The organism is Nocardioides sp. BGA-UO-ETr-FS32 (assembly GCF_059567905.1).
The window spans coordinates 294,873-311,311 of the sequence record NZ_JCAQOX010000015.1 but is presented as its reverse complement, the minus strand read 5'-3'; the positions used below and the strand labels follow the sequence as shown (position 1 = coordinate 311,311).

At 72.9% G+C, this 16,439-nt stretch carries 10 protein-coding genes; 8 read left to right on the top strand and 2 right to left on the bottom strand.

What is annotated here, in order from left to right; all coding sequences use genetic code 11:
• Positions 1-28 precede the first annotated feature (28 nt).
• A complete protein-coding gene (pulA, locus tag AC57BS_RS15010; RefSeq protein WP_496412234.1) occupies positions 29-5,728 on the bottom strand; it encodes a pullulanase-type alpha-1,6-glucosidase in 5,700 nt (1,899 codons plus the stop codon).
• A gap of 212 nt (positions 5,729-5,940) precedes the next feature.
• On the opposite strand from pulA, the gene AC57BS_RS15005 reads away from it, so the two are divergent.
• The 7 genes from AC57BS_RS15005 (at position 5,941) to AC57BS_RS14975 (ending at position 14,365) form a co-directional block, all read left to right on the top strand.
• Positions 5,941-8,235 carry an ATP-binding protein gene (locus tag AC57BS_RS15005; RefSeq protein ID WP_496412233.1) on the top strand — a complete coding sequence of 765 codons (2,295 nt, stop codon included), beginning with the start codon at positions 5,941-5,943 and terminating at the stop codon, positions 8,233-8,235.
• 187 nt (positions 8,236-8,422) lie between these two features.
• Complete coding sequence (locus tag AC57BS_RS15000; protein WP_496412232.1) at positions 8,423-8,944, top strand: SigE family RNA polymerase sigma factor; 522 nt, start codon at positions 8,423-8,425, stop codon at positions 8,942-8,944.
• Between the two features lie 17 nt (positions 8,945-8,961).
• Positions 8,962-9,483 carry a GNAT family N-acetyltransferase gene (locus AC57BS_RS14995; RefSeq protein WP_496412231.1) on the top strand — a complete coding sequence of 174 codons (522 nt, stop codon included), beginning with the start codon at positions 8,962-8,964 and terminating at the stop codon, positions 9,481-9,483.
• A gap of 75 nt (positions 9,484-9,558) precedes the next feature.
• The gene (locus tag AC57BS_RS14990) at positions 9,559-10,758 is read left to right on the top strand and encodes a S1C family serine protease (RefSeq protein ID WP_496412230.1); all 1,200 of its coding nucleotides are present in this window, start codon (positions 9,559-9,561) and stop codon (positions 10,756-10,758) included.
• A 131-nt stretch (positions 10,759-10,889) separates the two neighbouring features.
• Complete coding sequence (locus tag AC57BS_RS14985; protein ID WP_496412229.1) at positions 10,890-12,041, top strand: acyl-CoA dehydrogenase family protein; 1,152 nt, start codon at positions 10,890-10,892, stop codon at positions 12,039-12,041.
• 10 nt (positions 12,042-12,051) lie between these two features.
• The gene (locus tag AC57BS_RS14980) at positions 12,052-13,200 is read left to right on the top strand and encodes an acyl-CoA dehydrogenase family protein (RefSeq protein WP_496412228.1); all 1,149 of its coding nucleotides are present in this window, start codon (positions 12,052-12,054) and stop codon (positions 13,198-13,200) included.
• 13 nt (positions 13,201-13,213) lie between these two features.
• Positions 13,214-14,365 (top strand): acyl-CoA dehydrogenase family protein, encoded by a 1,152-nt coding sequence (locus tag AC57BS_RS14975; RefSeq protein WP_496412227.1) that lies wholly within the window; start codon positions 13,214-13,216, stop codon positions 14,363-14,365.
• Positions 14,366-14,389: 24 nt separating this feature from the next.
• Here the strand turns inward: AC57BS_RS14975 and AC57BS_RS14970 are convergent, their stop codons facing one another.
• The gene (locus AC57BS_RS14970; protein WP_496412226.1) at positions 14,390-15,307 is read right to left on the bottom strand and encodes a DUF6910 family protein; all 918 of its coding nucleotides are present in this window, start codon (positions 15,305-15,307) and stop codon (positions 14,390-14,392) included.
• Between the two features lie 161 nt (positions 15,308-15,468).
• On the opposite strand from AC57BS_RS14970, the gene AC57BS_RS14965 reads away from it, so the two are divergent.
• The gene (locus AC57BS_RS14965; RefSeq protein ID WP_496412760.1) at positions 15,469-16,386 is read left to right on the top strand and encodes an SGNH/GDSL hydrolase family protein; all 918 of its coding nucleotides are present in this window, start codon (positions 15,469-15,471) and stop codon (positions 16,384-16,386) included.
• Positions 16,387-16,439: the final 53 nt, after the last annotated feature.

Here is a 16,439-nt window from a genome sequence, read left to right as displayed (position 1 = left end):
ACGGCCGGGGGCGTTCGTGCGTGCGCGGTCAGCGCTCGAACACGGCCGTGGTCCGCGCCGGGACCGTGACCGCGTCGGCGGCCACCGTGCTGCCCTTGACGACCGCGTCGCCGCCGGTGGCCTGCACGTCGTGCAGCGTCCAGCCGGCGCCGGTGCCGCTGACGGTGGTGGCGTCCGGGGTCGCGTTGAAGACGACCAGGATCCCGTCGCGGTCGGGGTCGGCGTCGGTCCCTGCGGTGTCGTCGATGAGCATCGCGATCACCCCGGGCTCGGCGTCGAGGAACGACACCTTCGCCTGGATCGCCTCCGCGCTGCCGAGGCGGAAGAGCCGCGACGACGACCGGATCCGCAGCAGGTCCTGCGCGCGGGCGTGCGCCGCGTCCATCGCGTCGGGGCCCGGGTCGAGCGCGGGGTCGGCCAGCAGCGGGCGCATGAAGTCCCACTTGTCCTCGTTGTCCGCCCGCGGTGGCAGGCCCGAGCCGAACGTGTTGTCGCGGCGCTGCCAGTCGACCCGGTTGAACCAGTCGCCGGAGTCGTAGGAGTTGCGGTCCAGGCTCTTGGAGCGGAGCAGGTCGGTCCCGGCGTGCCAGAACGCCACGCCCTGCGAGAGGGCGACCGTCGACAGCGAGACGGTGTTCATCCGCACGCGGTCGGCCATCGACGTACCCGTCGGGAGCTTGAGGGCGAGCGAGTCGAAGAGCGTCTCGTTGTCGTGCGCGTCGACGTAGGTGACCGTCTCGGACGGATCGGCGACATAGCCGGCCGGCTGGCCGTTGTAGTCGACCTCGGAGCCCAGCACGTCCTCGCCCGTCGAGGAGCGGAAGCGGAAGTCGGCGAGGTTGCCGGCCAGCCCCAGCTTGACCAGGTCCTGCTGGTGCAGCAGCTCCGCGCGCTGCTCCTCAGCCGTGCCGTTGACCTCCGCGCCGTTGGGGTCGGTGAAGAGACCGGACCCGAACCCCTGGACGCGCGGGTCCTCGTCGAAGGGCCCGCCACCGCGTACGGCGTCGCGCAGCCGGTCGCTGAACGACCCGATGCCCGTGCCGGCCAGGTTGAGCTGCGTGGCCTGCACGAAGCGGGCGTCGTCGGCGACCTCGCCGAAGTTCCAGCCCTCGCCGTAGAGGTAGATCGCCTTCCCGTCGACACCGTCGCGCTCCACCGTGAGCCCGTCGAGCGCGGCGCGCAGGCGGGTCATGTTGTCGAGCGAGTGGTGGCCCATCAGGTCGAAGCGGAAGCCGTTGACCTTGTAGTCCCGCGCCCAGGTGAGCACGGAGTCGATCATCAGCTTCTCCATCATCCGGTGCTCGGTCGCGGTGTTGGAGCAGCAGGTGGAGCTCTCGACGGCGCCCGTCGCGTTGAGCCGGTGGTAGTAGCCGGGGACGATCCGGTCGAGGACCGACTTCGGGTCCTGCCCGCTGGCCGCGGTGTGGTTGTAGACGACGTCCATGACGACCTGGAGCCCGGCACCGTTGAGGCCCTGCACCATCCGGCGGAACTCGACGGTGCGCCGGGTGCCCTCGGGATCGGTGGCGTACGACCCCTCGGGCGCGGTGTAGTGCAGCGGGTCGTAGCCCCAGTTGAAGCCGTCCCTGCCGCGCACGGCGTCGATGCACTCCTGCTGGCGCGGGGAGTCCGGGGGCAGGGAGGCCAGGTCGCACGCAGGCACCTGCTGGGCGGAGCGCCGCTCCTCGATCGTGGCGATGTCGAACACCGGAAGCAAGTGGACGGTGTTGAGCCCCGCGTCGGCGAGGCGGCGCAGGTGGCGCATGCCGGCGCTGTCGTCGCGGGTGAAGGCGAGGTACGTCCCGCGCTCGGCCGCCGGGACCGTCTCGTCGCCGATGGAGAAGTCGCGCACGTGCAGCTCGTAGACGGTGCGGTCCTCGGGCTGCGCGATCGCCGGGGGCGCGGTCCGCGACCAGCCCGCGGGCGCGAGTGACGGGTCGGCGAGGTCGACGACGAGCGAGGCCTGCGAGTTGGTGGTGAGCGCAACCGACCAGGGGTCGGTCACCCGGTTCGTGACGACCTTCCCGGCCGCGGGTGAGAACACGGTGACGTCGTAGGTGTACGCCGCGTTGCGCCACGACGCCGGCCCCGAGGCCGTCCACGTGCCGTCGGCGCGCCGGGTCATCCGGACCGTCCGGCCGGCGACCGTCGCGGAGACGTCCTGCGCCGTCGGCGCCCAGAGCGCCAGCGTCGGCCGTCCTCCGCGCCAGGTGACGCCCAGGTCGGCGTCGGCCGCCCCGGCGTACACGTCGTCGAGCACGCCCGGGAGCTGGACCCCGGTCGCGTCGTGCAGCGCCCCGCCCGGGTCGTACGACGCGACGGCCACCTGCCCGGTGAGGATCTCGGGCACGCGCCGGGCCGTGGCGCGGTCGAGGCGGAAGGCCTCGTGGCCGGCGAGGTGCGGGAAGTCCGCGAGCACGTCCGCGGGCAGGCCGGCGGGGTCGTGGGTCAGCGGGGCGCTGGAACCACCGGTGACGGCCTCGGCGTCGACGCCGAGGTCGCCGGCCTGCGACCAGTGCAGGCGGTGGCGGCGCGACCCGGGGTCGGTGACGTCCCAGGCGACGAGGTCGCGCCGCAGCCAGTGCGCGCGCGCCTTCCCGAGGTCGGGGGCGGTGCCGGCGCTGCGCGTCGAGACCTGCAGCCGGTGGGTGAGCACGTCATAAGTGAAGACCACCTGTACCCCTCCCGCGGGGACGTCGAAGCCGATGTTGGACCCGTCACGCACGCCGTCGGCGCCGTAGTTCTCGGCCCACGACAGCCCGTGGGCGACCTTCGTCTCGTAGCTGCCGGCCGGCAGCGTGCCGGTGAAGGTGTAGGTGCCGTCGCCGTCGAGGTCCTTGAGCCACCCGCGCATGCAGTCGGGCTGCCAGTCCCCGGGGCAGCCGAGCTCGGACTGCATGTCCCCGGCCAGCGTGATGATCGGGCCGTTGGCGTCGCTGGTGACCCAGTGCGAGCCGTGCTCGTAGTAGAACGTCACAGGGCTCCCGCCGGCAGGGACGTCGAGGGGGACGTTGGCGCCGCCACGGGCACCTCCGGCGCCGTAGTTCTCGTCCCACGTGCCGTCGATGGCCGCCTTGTACTCGTAGTCGCCCTCGGGGAGCGTCACGGTCCTCTTCCACACCAGGTCGTCCGCGTCGAGCGACATCTGCGCCTCGGCGCAGCCCGGGTCCCAGTCGCCGGCGCAGCCCATCTCCGAGTTGTGGCTGCCGGGGACCGACACCGCACCCGGCTGGGTGACGGGTCCGCCGTCGCCACCGCCTCCGGGCGTCGGCTCCGGCTCGGGCTCGCCCACGGTCGCCCAGGACGAGGCCACCGACAGGTTGCCGCTGCTGTCGCGCAGCACCGCGCGGTACTCGACGAGCGTGCCGTGCGGCAGCGACCGGACGTCGTGGAAGACCCGGTAGGGCGCGTTGTCGTCGGTGCCGAGCCGCGTCCACTCCGCGGCACCCGCACGACGCCAGGCGAGGGTGACCTGGTTGAAGCCGCCGTCGGGGACGGCGACGGTGATGGGCGCGCGGCCGCCGACGGTGCCGCCGGCCGAGGGCTTCTCGAGGTTGATCGCCGGCGCGGCCTCGCGCTCGGCGAGCGTGCCGTTGGCGCGCCAGACCACGGCCGACAGCGGCGGGACCGTGATCGTCGTACGCCCCTCGGCGTCGGTGCGCAGCGACTCCCTGCCCGCGGGCCAGACCCGCGTGAAGGTGCGCCGGCGCATCTCGGTGCCGACCGTCACCGTCTTCGCGGTGGTGGCGTTGTTGACCGCGACGAGGAGCTCGCGGCGCTCGGTGGCGTCGATCCGGCTGAAGGCGTAGATGCCGGCGGCGTTGGATGCGTAGCGGTGCAGCTGCGCGCCGTCGGCGAGCGCCGGGTAGGTCCTCCGCAGCGCCGCGAGGTCGCGGATGGTGCGGTAGAGCGGGTGGTCGGTGTCGAAGTTGGCCTCCGCCGTGGTGGCGTCGGTGCCGATGAGGTCGTTGTCGTTGTAGGAGCCGACCCTGCTGGGGAACATGTCCTCGCGCGCGTCCTTGTCGCCGCCGTCGCCCACGAAGCCCTGCTCGTCGCCGTAGTAGACGACCGGCTGGCCGCGGGTGAGGTACATCAGCGCGTGCGCCAGCTCGTCGCGCTCCAGCACGGAGTCCGTGCCCTGGAGTAACGTGCCGATGCGGCCCATGTCGTGGTTGCCGAGGAAGGTCGGCGAGGCGTACGCGTTGGAGTCGGCGTCGGTGTACCAGTCGTCGGCGGCGTAGAAGTCGCGCAGCCGTGTCGTCGCGGCGCCCTTGGCGAAGCCGGTGCCGACGTCCTGGAACCCGAAGTCGAGCGTGGCGTCGAGGCGACCCGCGGTGCTGAAGGTCGACAGGTACTCCGGGTTGGCGTCGTAGACCTCGCCGAAGGCGAAGAAGTCGTCGTTGCCGATGGAGGCGGCGTGCTCGCGGATCGCGGGGGCGAACTGCTGCCAGAACTCGAGGTTGACGTGCTTGGCGGTGTCGATGCGGAAGCCGTCGATGCCCAGGTCGACCCACGCCTCGTAGATGTCCGTCATGCCGTCGACCACCTCGGGCTTCTCGGTGAAGAGGTCGTCGAGGCCGACGAAGTCGCCGTAGGTCGAGGACTCGCCGGCGAAGGTCGAGTCGCCGCGGTTGTGGTAGTTCGTCGGGTCGTTGAGCCACCCCGGGACCTTGACGGTGCGGTCGGCCTCGGTGCGGAAGGTCGGCGTGTAGGGGAAGGACGTCGCCGCGTCGAGCTCGGGGAAGTCCTCGGTGCCCGCGAAGTCGCGGTCGTCGAACGCGTCGCCGTCGGCGTCGCGGTAGGGCTCCTCCTCCTTGGAGACGTAGCCGTACTGCTGCTCCTCGTAGTCGATGACGTCCGCGGTGTGGTTGGTGATGATGTCGAAGAAGACCTTGATGCCGCGCCCGTGCGCCTCGTCGATGAAGGCCTCGAGCTCGGCGTTGGTGCCGAAGTGCGGGTCGATCTGCGTGAAGTCGGTGACCCAGTAGCCGTGGTAGCCCGCGCTGGCGTCGGCTCCGCTGCCCTGGACCGGCCGGTTCTTGAAGCTCGGCGTCAGCCAGATCGCGGTGGTGCCGAGGCCGGCGATGTAGTCGAGGCGGTCGGAGAGGCCCTGCACGTCACCGCCGTGGAAGAAGCCCTTGTCGGTCGGGTCCAGGCCGGTTGCGAGCCGGTCGCCGGCGAGGCCGCCGGCGTCGTTGGCCGGGTCTCCGTTGGCGAAGCGGTCCGCCATGACGAAGTAGAAGTTCTCGCGGGTCAACGGTCCTCGCAGCGAGGTGCCCGCCAGAGCCCGGTCGGCCGCTGTCGGGCTCGACGGCGGCTGCTCCGCCGGTGCGACGGCGACGCGGTGCGAGGCGTCGTCGTAGGTGAAGCGCAGACGCGCGGCGTGCTCGAGCACCCGGGGCAGGTTCGGCCCGTCGGCCGTGCCGCCCACCCCGTAGTTCTCCTCCCACGAGCCGTTGACCGCGACCTTGTACTGGTAGGTCCCGGCGGGCACCTCCGCGACGAGCTCCCACGAGCCGTCGGGCAGGCGGGTGAGGCCGGAGGCCTCGCACGCCGGCGACCAGTCGTCCGCGCACCCGACCTCGTCCTGGAGGTTGCCCACCACGGTGACGGAGGCCGGTGCCTCGACGCGGTGCTCGGCCCGGGCGGGCGCGAGGGGTGCGAGCGAGGCGACGAGGGTGGCGACGACGGTGGCCGCGCCGAGCAGGGCAGGGGACGAACGACGCACGGTGGCTCCCGAGAGGTGCGAGTCCCCGGTCCGCGGGTGGTCGGGGTGGCGTCGGTCACACTAGGGGCGGGCTGGGAAAAGTTGCAAGGTCTGCAACAATTTTCACGTCCCGCTCCCACCCCTAGGGCGCACCCGATGCTTCGTCAGGCGCCACGCCGGTCACTACACTCCCAGCACTCGGGACCGGCCGGACAGGCAGTCACGGAGGAGACGTGGGGACACAGGGGGACACCACACTCGGCACGGTGCTGCGCGCGCTGCGCGAGGGCGCCGGGCTCTCGCAGGAGGAGCTCGCCGAGCGCGCCGGGCTCAGCCCGCACGCCATCAGCGCGCTCGAGCGCGGCACCCGCACCCGCCCGTACCCCCACACGCTCCGCTCGCTGGCGGCCGCACTCGACCTGACCGACGACCAGCGCGCCGGGCTGGTCGCCGCGGTCCCGGCGCGATCGTCCCGGCAGGCCGCCGCGACGGCCTCCGTACGCCCGCGCGACCTCCCCGTCCCGGCCACGCCACTGGTGGGTCGCGACGACGACGTCGCACGGGTCGCCGACCTCCTCGGCACCGGCCGGCTGGTCACCCTCAGCGGTCCCGGCGGCGTGGGCAAGACCCGTCTCGCCCTGGCGGTGGCGACCCGGGTGCGGGACCGCTTCGCCGACGGGGTCACCCTCGTCGAGCTCGCTCCGCTCCTGGAGGCCGGACAGGTGCTCCCCGCCGTCGCCGACGCGGTCGACGCCGTGCGGGACCCGGCACGACCCGTCCTCGACGACGTGGTCGACCGGCTGCGCGGGCAGCACCTGCTGCTCGTCCTCGACAACCTCGAGCACCTGCTCGACGCGGCCCCGGACGTGGCGGCACTGGTCGAGTCGGTCCCCGACCTGACCGTCCTCACCACGAGCCGGGCCCCGCTGCGGGTGCGTGGTGAGACCGAGTACGGCGTGGAGCCGCTGGAGGTCGAGGAGGCGCCCGACGGCTCGCCCTCCCCCGCCGCCCGTCTCCTGCTCGACCGGGCGCAGCGGGTGAGCCCCGGCTGGGGCGCCGACTCCGCGGACGCCGCCGCCGTCGCCGCCACCTGCGAGCAGCTCGCCGGACTGCCGCTGGCCCTCGAGCTCGCGGCAGCCCGCGCCCGGCTGCTCGACCCGCCCGCGCTGCTGGACCGCCTCGACAGCGCGCTGCGGTCCGGTCCGCGCGACCTGCCGCCGCGACAGCGGACGATGCGCGCCACCCTCGACTGGAGCAACGGGCTCCTCGACGCCGCCGCCCAGTCGCTGCTGCGCCTGCTCGGCGTCTTCGTCGGCGGGACGACGCTGACCGACCTCGAGGCCGTCGCCGAGCGCGCGGGAGCGACGTACGACGTGGTCGCCGCGCTGGAGTCGCTGGTCGAGCAGTCGCTCGTGGTCGCCGAGCCGTCGGGCCGCTTCCGCCTGCTGGAGCCGGTCGCCCAGTACGCCCGCGACCTGCTGCACGAGGCCGGCGAGTGGCAGCAGGCCGTCGCCGCCCATGCCGCCCACTACCTCCGGGTCGCCGAGGCCAACCACTCGAGCTACCGCGACGGAGGCCAGGTCGCGGCCCTCAACCGCATCGACCTGGAGCACGCCAACCTCACCGCGGCAGCGGAGCGCTCGCTGGCGCTCGGCGACACCGAGACGCCCGCCAGGATGGCGTGGGAGCTCTGGCTCTACTGGTGGCTGCGCGGCCACCACGACCACGGACGGCGGTTCGCCGAGACCGCCCTGCACCACAGTGCGGACCTGCCGGACGAGGTGCACGCCCGTGCCGCCCTCGCCGCCGCCACGATGGCCTTCGCGATGGACGACGTGGGGGCGGCCGGTGCGTGGTGGGTCCGCTCCCACGCCCACGCCGGCGACATCCCCGCGATCCTCGCCAACGCCGTCGCCGGCGAGGGCCTCGTGGCGCTCGTCGCCGGCGACCTCCCGGTGGCCCGTGACCGCTTCGAGGAGGCGATGCGTCACTCCGAGCGCGGTGGCACCGAGGTCCAGTGGACCTGGGGGCTGACGCACGTCTGGCTCGGCACGGTGGCCCTGCTCGAGGGCGATGCCGACGCGGCGGTGCGGCTGATCGAGGCCGGCCTGGAGTCGGCCCGCGGTCGCGAGGACCGGCTGTCGTCCTACATCGCCCTCTACAACCTCTTCCAGGTCGAGCTCGGCCGCGGTGACCACGGCGCCGCGCGCCGTCACCTCGAGGAGGGCGCCCGGCTCTCCCTCGAGACCGGCGACCAGGCCAACCTGGCGTACCTCCTCGACGCCGGCGCCGTGCTCGCCGCCGCGTCCGGCCAGCACGCGCGCGTGCCGCTGCTCCTCGGCGCCGCGCAGGCGATCCGCGAGGCCCTCGGCTCCCGCGGCTACGGCTACTACCGCCCGGACCCGGCGGCGATCGAGGCCGCCGCGACCGAGGCCCGCACCCACCTGGGACCCGACCGCTACGACGACGCCCTCGACACCGGCCGCGGTCTTCCGGCCACGGACGCCGCCACGATGCTGCGGACCTGACCGGGCCCGACCCGTACACCTCCCGCACACCTTCGCCACACCTGCGCCTGTCCGTGGTGTGCAGCGACGCCGGCTCCGAGGGTGGTGCCACGGCACGCATCCGTGCCGCCGCCGCCAGATCCAGGAGCCGCCATGAGCACCGCGCTCGACCCGTCCAGCCTCCTCCGCACGGCGCGCGAGTCCTGACATGTCGACCCCGTCCGCGCCCGGCTCCCGGGTCGTCGACTTCGAGGCGTACGTCGCCGAGCGGCGGCCCGCGCTGCTCCGGTGGGCGCGGGCCGTCGCCGGGGACCCCCACACCGCCGAGGACCTGCTCCAGGCCTCGCTGGTACGGGTCCTCCCCCGGTGGGAGTCGATCCGGGAGGGCGGCGCCGCGGACGCGTACGTCCGGCGCACCATCACCCGGCAGTACGTCAGCTGGCAGCGCCAGCCGTGGCGACGCGACGAGGTCGTCTCGTCCTGGCTCCCGGAGCCCGCGACCAGTCCACCGGACCCCGTCGACCCGCGGCAGGCGCACGAGGTCTGGGGCCTGGTGCTGGCGCTCCCGGCCCGGCAGCGCGCGGCCGTGGCACTGCGCTTCTACGAGCAGCTCAGCGTCGCCGAGACCGCCGAGGTGCTCGGCTGCTCGCCCGGCACCGTCAAGTCCAACACCAGCCGCGGCCTCGCCGCGCTCCGCCGGCTCGCCGCCGACACGGCGCTCGCCGGATGACACCCGAGGGAAATCCCATGTCGTCGCACCAGACCGCAGCCGCCACCTGGCTGCCCGCCGGCTTCCGCCACCCGACCCGGGTCGAGGTCCCCTTCGGGCACCACCTGCGCCCGATCCGCGCCGAGGACACCGACCTCGACATGATCGCGGTGATGGGCTCGCGCGAGCGGCTCTGGAGCATCTACGGCGAGGCGTGGGGATGGCCGCCGGCGAACATGACCCACGAGGAGGACCGCGCCGACCTGGCCCGCCACGCCGCCGAGACGGAGGCGCACCAGTCCTTCAACTACGCCCTGCTCGACACCGACGAGACAGCACTGCTGGGGTGCGTCTACATCGATCCTCCGGAGAAGCCCGGTGCTGACGCGGAGATCTCGTGGTGGGTCGTCGACGAGTGCGTCGGCACCGAGCTCGAGGCCGCCCTCGACGAGCTCGTCCCGCGGTGGATCGCCGAGGAGTGGCCGCTCGAGAACCCCCGCTACGTCGGGCGAGACCTGACGTGGGCTGCGTGGATGGCGTTGCCTGGGCTGCCCCGCTGAACCCCCGGACAGGTCTCTGCACCTTCCCAGCCGGTTCTCAGCACATCCACAGGGTCCCGGCGCATCGTCGGAGACATGGACGACCGACAGATCCCCCAGCACGGCAACCCCTACCAGCAGGCCCACACCCAGGCCTTCCCGCAGCAGCCGGCGCAGCAGCCGACCGCGCCGCCGCGACCACGGCGTACGGGTCTGGCGGCGGCGGTCGTCGCCACGTCGCTGCTCGTCGGCGGAGGAGCGGGCATCGGCGGGGCCGCGTGGTGGGACGCCACCCAGGGCGAGTCGTCGGGCTCGTCCCGGACGAGCCCGGTCTCGACGGCGACCGTGTCGCAGGACCAGGCACCGGCAGCCGACGGCTCGGTCGAGTCGGTCGCCCAGACGGTGCTGCCGAGCGTGGTGAAGATCGACGTCACCGGCCAGCAGGGCTCCGGGTCGGGGTCCGGCATCATCCTCACCGCCGACGGCACCATCCTGACCAACAACCACGTGGTCGAGCCGGCCACGCAGGGCGGGTCGATCGAGGTCTCCTTCGACGACGGCACCAGTGCCGAGGCGGAGATCCTCGGCACCGACCCGCTCACCGACACCGCCGTCATCCAGGCCTCCGACGTCTCCGGCCTGACCCCGGCGACGATCGGCAAGTCCGCCAACCTGGGCGTCGGCGAGGGCGTCGTCGCCATCGGCTCGCCCTTCGGGCTGGACGCGACCGTCACCAGCGGCATCGTCAGCGCGCTCGACCGTCCGGTCAACGTCGGCTCCGACGACCAGGGCAACTCCACGACCTACCCCGCGATCCAGACCGACGCGGCCATCAACCCCGGCAACTCCGGCGGCCCGCTCGTCGACATGACCGGGGCGGTCGTCGGGATCAACTCCTCCATCCGCACCGCCGCGTCGCAGTCGCCGTACGGGCAGTCGGGGTCGGGGTCGATCGGCCTCGGCTTCGCGATCCCCATCGACGAGGTCATGCCGGTCGTCGACCAGATGGCCGCCGGCGAGACCCCGACGCACGCCCGCCTGGGCATCCGGGTCGCCGACGACGAGGCCGGCGCCCGGATCGCCGAGGTGACCGAGGGCTCGACCGCCGCGGAGGCGGGCATCGCGGCGGGCGACGTCATCACCTCCATCGACGACCGCCGGATCACCGGCGCGGACTCGCTCGTCGCGACCATCCGCTCCTACCGTCCCGGCGACCAGGTCGAGGTCACCTGGACGCGCGACGGCGAGAGCCAGTCCGCGACCGTGACCCTCGACTCCGACGCCACGGAGGGCTGAGACCGCGTCCCCTTCCGGCAACTGCCCGGGAGATGCACTCCCGCCCCCACCAGTGGGGGCGGGAGTGCGCACGTGGACCCGTTACCGGCGGGCCGCCATGATGGGGCCACCGACCCGAAGCGAGGAGCCACATGCAGCTCGAGCTCAGTCCCGCCGACGCGGAGTTCCGGAACCGGATGCGGGAGTTCTTCACCACGAAGGTCCCGCAGGAGATCCGCGACACCGTCCTGGAGGGCCGCCACCTCAGCAGGGACCAGATCGTCGAGAGCCAACGGGTGCTCAACGCCGAGGGGCTCGCCGTGCCGCACTGGCCGGTCGAGTGGGGCGGCCAGGACTGGACCGACCTCCAGCGACACCTGTGGCACGAGGAGATGCAGCGCGCCGGGGTGCCGATCCCGCTGGCCTTCAACGCCTCGATGATCGGCCCGGTCCTCGCCCACTTCGGCACGCAGGAGCAGAAGGAGCGCTTCCTGCCCGCGACCGCCAACCTCGACATCTGGTGGTCGCAGGGATTCTCCGAGCCCGACGCCGGGTCCGACCTCGCCAGCCTGCGTACGAGCGCCGTGCGCGACGGGGACGACTGGGTCGTCAACGGGCAGAAGACGTGGACCACCCTCGGCCAGCACGGCGACTGGATCTTCACCCTGGTGCGCACCGACCCCGAGGTGAAGAAGCAGGCCGGCATCTCCATGCTCCTCATCGACATGACCTCCCCCGGCGTGGAGGTGCGACCGATCGAGCTGATCGACGGCGGCCACGAGGTCAACGAGGTCTGGTTCTCCGACGTACGCGTCCCGGGCGACCTGCTCGTCGGCGAGCTCAACGGCGGGTGGACGATCGCGAAGTTCCTCCTCGGCAACGAGCGCGTCGGAGTGGCGCCGGTCGGCGCCACGAAGCGTGCCCTCGCCACCCTCAAGACGGCCGCCGCCGCGCAGCTCGAGGACCCGCTCGTCCGCGCCCGGGTCGCCGAGCTCGAGAACGACCTGCTCGCCCTCGAGCTCACCGCACTCCGGGTGGTCGCCCACTCCAGCGACGGCGAGCCCCACCCGGCCTCGTCGGTGCTCAAGCTCCGCGGCACCGAGCTCCAGCAGGCGGTCAGCGAGCTCGCCCTCGACCTCGCCGGCCCGGCCTCGCTGGCCTCCCGGGCCAACGACGACTCACCGCAGGAGGGCTGGGCCAGGCGGGCGGCACCGACCTACCTCAACCTCCGCAAGGCCTCGATCTACGGCGGGTCCAACGAGATCCAGCGCCAGATCATCAGCCGCACGATCCTGGGACTCTGAGGGGGACGACGTGGACTTCACCTACGACGACGAGCAGCAGGCGCTGCGCGAGGCCGTCCGCGGCCTGCTCGCCAGCGCGTACGCCGACCACGAGGCACGACGCCGCACCGTCGCCTCCGACGACGGGTTCGACCGCGCCCTGTGGGGCCGGCTGGCCGAGATGGGCGTCCTCGGCCTGCCCTTCAGCGAGGCCGACGGCGGCGTCGGCGCCGGGCCGGTCGAGATCGGCATCGTGTGCCAGGAGCTGGGCCGGGTGCTCGCGCCCGAGCCCTACCTCGCCTCCGTCGTGCACGCCGGCGGGCTGGTCGCCGCGGTCGGCTCGCCCGAGCAGAAGGCCGACCTGCTGGGCCGGCTCGGCGCCGGCGAGCTCCTGCTGGCGGCGGCCGACACCTCTCCCGGCAGTCGGTGGTCCTCGCACGCCGACGGCGTACGCGCCTCCGTGTCCGGCGGCGCCTGGACCCTCGACGGCGTCGCCGACCCGGTGATGGGCGGCGGCACTGCCGACGTCCTCGTCGTGACCGCGGCGCTGCCCGACGGCGACGGGACAGGCACCGGCGTCTTCCTCGTGGACGCGTCGGCCGCGAGAGTGACGGCGTACGCCGCCGCCGACCTGACGCGAGCGGCCACCGTGCGCTTCGACGGCAGCGCCGCGACACCGCTCGGCCAGCCCGGTCGCGACCTGTCCGTCAGCATCGCCACGATCAGCGACCTGGCCCGGATCATGGGCGCCAACCAGGCGCTCGGCGTCATGCAGTCCCAGGTGCGCGCCACGACCGACTACCTCAAGAGCCGCAAGCAGTTCGGCGTCACGCTCAACACCTTCCAGGCGCTGACCTTCCGCGCCGCCGACATGTACGTCGAGCTCGAGCTCGCGCACAGCATGGTGGACTGGGCGACCATGACGATCGGCGGCGGGGACCGTGACGCGGTGGCCGACGCGGCCGACCGGGTCGGGCTGCAGGTCAGCCGGTCGGGCCGGCACGTCGGGCAGGAGGCGATCCAGCTGCACGGCGGCATCGGCATGACCGGGGAGTACGCCGTGGGCGTCGGCACGGCCCACCTCGAGGTGCTCGACCAGTGGCTGGGCAACGGGCCCCACCACCTCCGCAGGCTGGCCGAGCGGGTCACCGACCACGACCTCGTCGAGGCCCTGTCATGAGGAGTCGGCACTGATGGACCTCTCCCTCACCGAGGAGCAGCAGGCCTTCCGCGCCCTCGCCCGCGACTTCCTCGAGCGCGAAGCCGTCCCGCACCGCATGCAGTGGGACCACGACGAGTCGGTGGACCTCGCGATCGTGCCGAAGATGGCCGAGCTGGGATTCTTCGGCCTCACCATCCCCGAGGAGTACGGCGGCGTCGGCGGCGACTACGTCACCTACTCCCTCGCGATGGAGGAGCTCGGCCGCGCCGACTCCGCCCTGCGCGGCATCGTCTCGGTCAGCAGCGGGCTGGTGGGCAAGTCGATCCTCTTCCACGGCACCGAGGAGCAGAAGCAGGAGTGGCTGCCGCAGCTCGCGGCCGCGACGAGGCTCGGCTGCTTCGGGCTGACCGAGCCCGGCACCGGCTCCGACGCCGGCAACCTCACCTCGCGCGCGAGCCGCGACGGCTCGGACTGGGTGATCACCGGGCAGAAGCTCTTCATCACCAACGGCACCTGGGCCGACGTTGCGCTCGTCTTCGCCCGCACCAGCGACGACGGCCCGCGTGGCGTGACGGCGTTCCTGGTGCCGACCGACTCCCCCGGCTTCGAGGCGCGCGAGATCAAGCACAAGCTCGGGCTGCGCGGCCAGGCCACCGCCGAGCTGTTCCTGCACGACGTACGCGTCCCGGACTCGGCCCGCCTCGGCGAGGTCGGCCACGGCTTCAAGATCGCGATGGGCACCCTCGACAAGGGCCGGCTCGCGGTCGCGTCGGGCTGCGTCGGCATCGTGCAGGGCTGCCTGGAGGCCTCGGTCGCGTACGCCAGCCAGCGCACGCAGTTCGGCAAGCCGATCGCGTCCTTCCAGCTCGTGCAGGACCTCATCGCCGACATCTCGCTCGACGTCGACGCCGCCCGGCTGCTGGCGTGGAGGTGCGCCGACCTCATCGACCGCGGCGAGCCGTACGGCGTGGCCGCCTCCAAGGCCAAGCTCTTCGCCTCGGAGGCCGCCGTGCGCGCGGCCAACAACGCGATCCAGGTGCACGGCGGCGCCGGCTACGTCGACGACTTCCCGGTCGCGAAGTACCTCCGTGACGCCCGCGTGATGACGCTCTACGAGGGCACCTCGCAGATCCAGAAGCTCATCATCGGGCGTGCCGAGACGGGGATCAGCGCATTCACGTGACGCGGGTCTCGTCGCGCCGCCGCGTCAGTCGGAGATCGCCAGCCTGATCCCCCAGGATGCGGCCCCTGGGTCGTCGACGTCGGTCACGGCGAGCAACGTGGTCCGGTCGTCGCGGCTGTCGACCACCATCAGTCCCTCGACCTTGATCACGCTGTCCTCCAGCCGGGGAAGCGAGACGACGTCGACGACACGGTCGCCTCGCAGACGGGCCAGCGCGGAGGCCACGACCGGTCCGTCGTCGCGCGGGTTGGGGCTGTCCTCGGCGGCAGCGCTCACGAGGAGGTCGCCACCCGGCAGCGCGACGACGTCCGTGACGGCCAGGCCGACGCCGTGCACCTCTCCGAGGTCGTAGTGTGCCGGCCCGCTCGCGACCACCTCCGTGGGTGCCGCCAGCCCGAGCGCCGCAGCGACGGCCGCGGATGCGTCGAGGTCGATGCTCGCGGACGGCAGGCCGGCGGCCGGCAACCCCCGCTGGAACCACCGCAACACTCCGTCGACGATGCAGGCGCCCTCCATGTTGAGGACGTCGGGATCGAGGCCCAGTCCTGCTGCGACGGTGGCGTAGACCGGCGCCATGTCAGCCACCAGCGCCGTCGGTCCACGCGTGCCTTTGCGCAGCAGGCACCACCGCATCCGGGCGGGCGAGGAGCCCGAGCCCATCAGGAGCAGCGCGGGTGCACCGTCCACCTCGACGCGGCACGCCGCTTCCAGGTCCGGCTTGAGGTGCTTGGTCCCGGACTGCTCGTCGAACACCTCGTGTCCGTCCACCGGTGGCAGGAGGCGTACGGATGTCACCGCCGCACCGCGGAACCAGCTGGCGTGGGTGGAGTCGTCCGACACCACCAGGTGGCCCTCCTCCCAGGCGTCGACGGCCGACGCAGCACGCACGGGCGAGCCGTCCGGGAGGCGGAGCCGCTCGGCTCCGAGCACGTCGACCTTCATGATGCGATCGTCCCAGATCCGTGTCGCCGTGTGCGCGCGGCGGGTCCGCTGTCGTCCCACCCGGCCCAACAGTGCGAGGTCGCCGTCCGGGCTTGCCTGACGTCGTGATCTCCCCACTTCGAGCGAAGACCGGCCCGACCGGCGCCACCTAGGGTGGAACGGTGTCCGGACGATGGGCGGTCGCCCTGTTCCTGATGGCGCTGGTGGGGTGCTCGAGCGACGGCACCGGGACCGGTCCCACGAGCGAGCCCACCTCGGTGGCTCCGGCGGCGGGAGACGAGGCCAGCGCGTCCCCGGCCGCCGAGGACGAGGTGGCTCGAGCCACTGCTCGGTTCGACGCCATCGCGGTGGTCGGTCACTCCGGCGCGACAGGAGTGGCGTCCGACCCCGACTCGCCGATGGAGAGCGTCAACGCCAATTCGTGGGCCACTGGGGACAACCCCGAGGTCGACAGCATCTACCTCCGCCTGCTGGAGGACCACCCCGCCATCGAAGGGCACAACTACAACCTGTCCGCCAACGGTGCCGCCATCGACCAGATGCTCGGGCAGGCCGCAGCGTTGTCGACCGTGGAGGGCCCGCTGCCGGACCTGGTGCTGGTGCAGGGCATCGACAACGACATGCGCTGCGACGGCACCGATCCGGCCAACGCCCGCCGGTTCGCACGGAAGTTCGAGCAGCTGGTCCGCACCATCAGGCGCGGCAACGACTCCGTCGCGATCTTCGTGGTCGACCAGTGGGGCACCCCCGACGCGTGGGCGCGGGCGGTGTCCGACGTCGACGGCCTCGTCCTGGGCAACACCGGGAGCGGACCGTGCGACCTCTTCGACGGCAAGGGGCGCGTGCGTGCAGAGGGCGTCGAGGGCATCCGTCGCATCTCGCGCCTCTACTACGACGCGATGACCGAGACCTGTCGCCGGACCCCCAGGTGCTGGACCGATCGCGGCGCCGCGGGGACGATGCCCGTCACCCCGGACCTGCTGGGCGCGGACTACAACCACCTCTCGGTCGCCGGGCACGCCGTCCTCGCCGAGACGATCTGGGAAGCGCTGCCGAGACAGGTGACGCAGCCGTCGTGAGCGGCGCACGGAGATCGGCTCGCCCGTCTTCCGCGTCGCTCCCTCCGATCCGC

Bases quoted from the DNA above. Each gene is read 5' to 3' on its own strand.
- AC57BS_RS15000 (WP_496412232.1), top strand. From the start codon at position 8,423: ATGTCGACCCCGTCCGCGCCCGGCTCCCGGGTCGTCGACTTCGAGGCG.
- AC57BS_RS14995 (WP_496412231.1), top strand. From the start codon at position 8,962: ATGTCGTCGCACCAGACCGCAGCCGCCACCTGGCTGCCCGCCGGCTTC.
- AC57BS_RS14990 (WP_496412230.1), top strand. From the start codon at position 9,559: ATGGACGACCGACAGATCCCCCAGCACGGCAACCCCTACCAGCAGGCC.
- AC57BS_RS14985 (WP_496412229.1), top strand. From the start codon at position 10,890: ATGCAGCTCGAGCTCAGTCCCGCCGACGCGGAGTTCCGGAACCGGATG.
- AC57BS_RS14975 (WP_496412227.1), top strand. From the start codon at position 13,214: ATGGACCTCTCCCTCACCGAGGAGCAGCAGGCCTTCCGCGCCCTCGCC.
- AC57BS_RS14970 (WP_496412226.1), bottom strand. From the start codon at position 15,307: ATGAAGGTCGACGTGCTCGGAGCCGAGCGGCTCCGCCTCCCGGACGGC.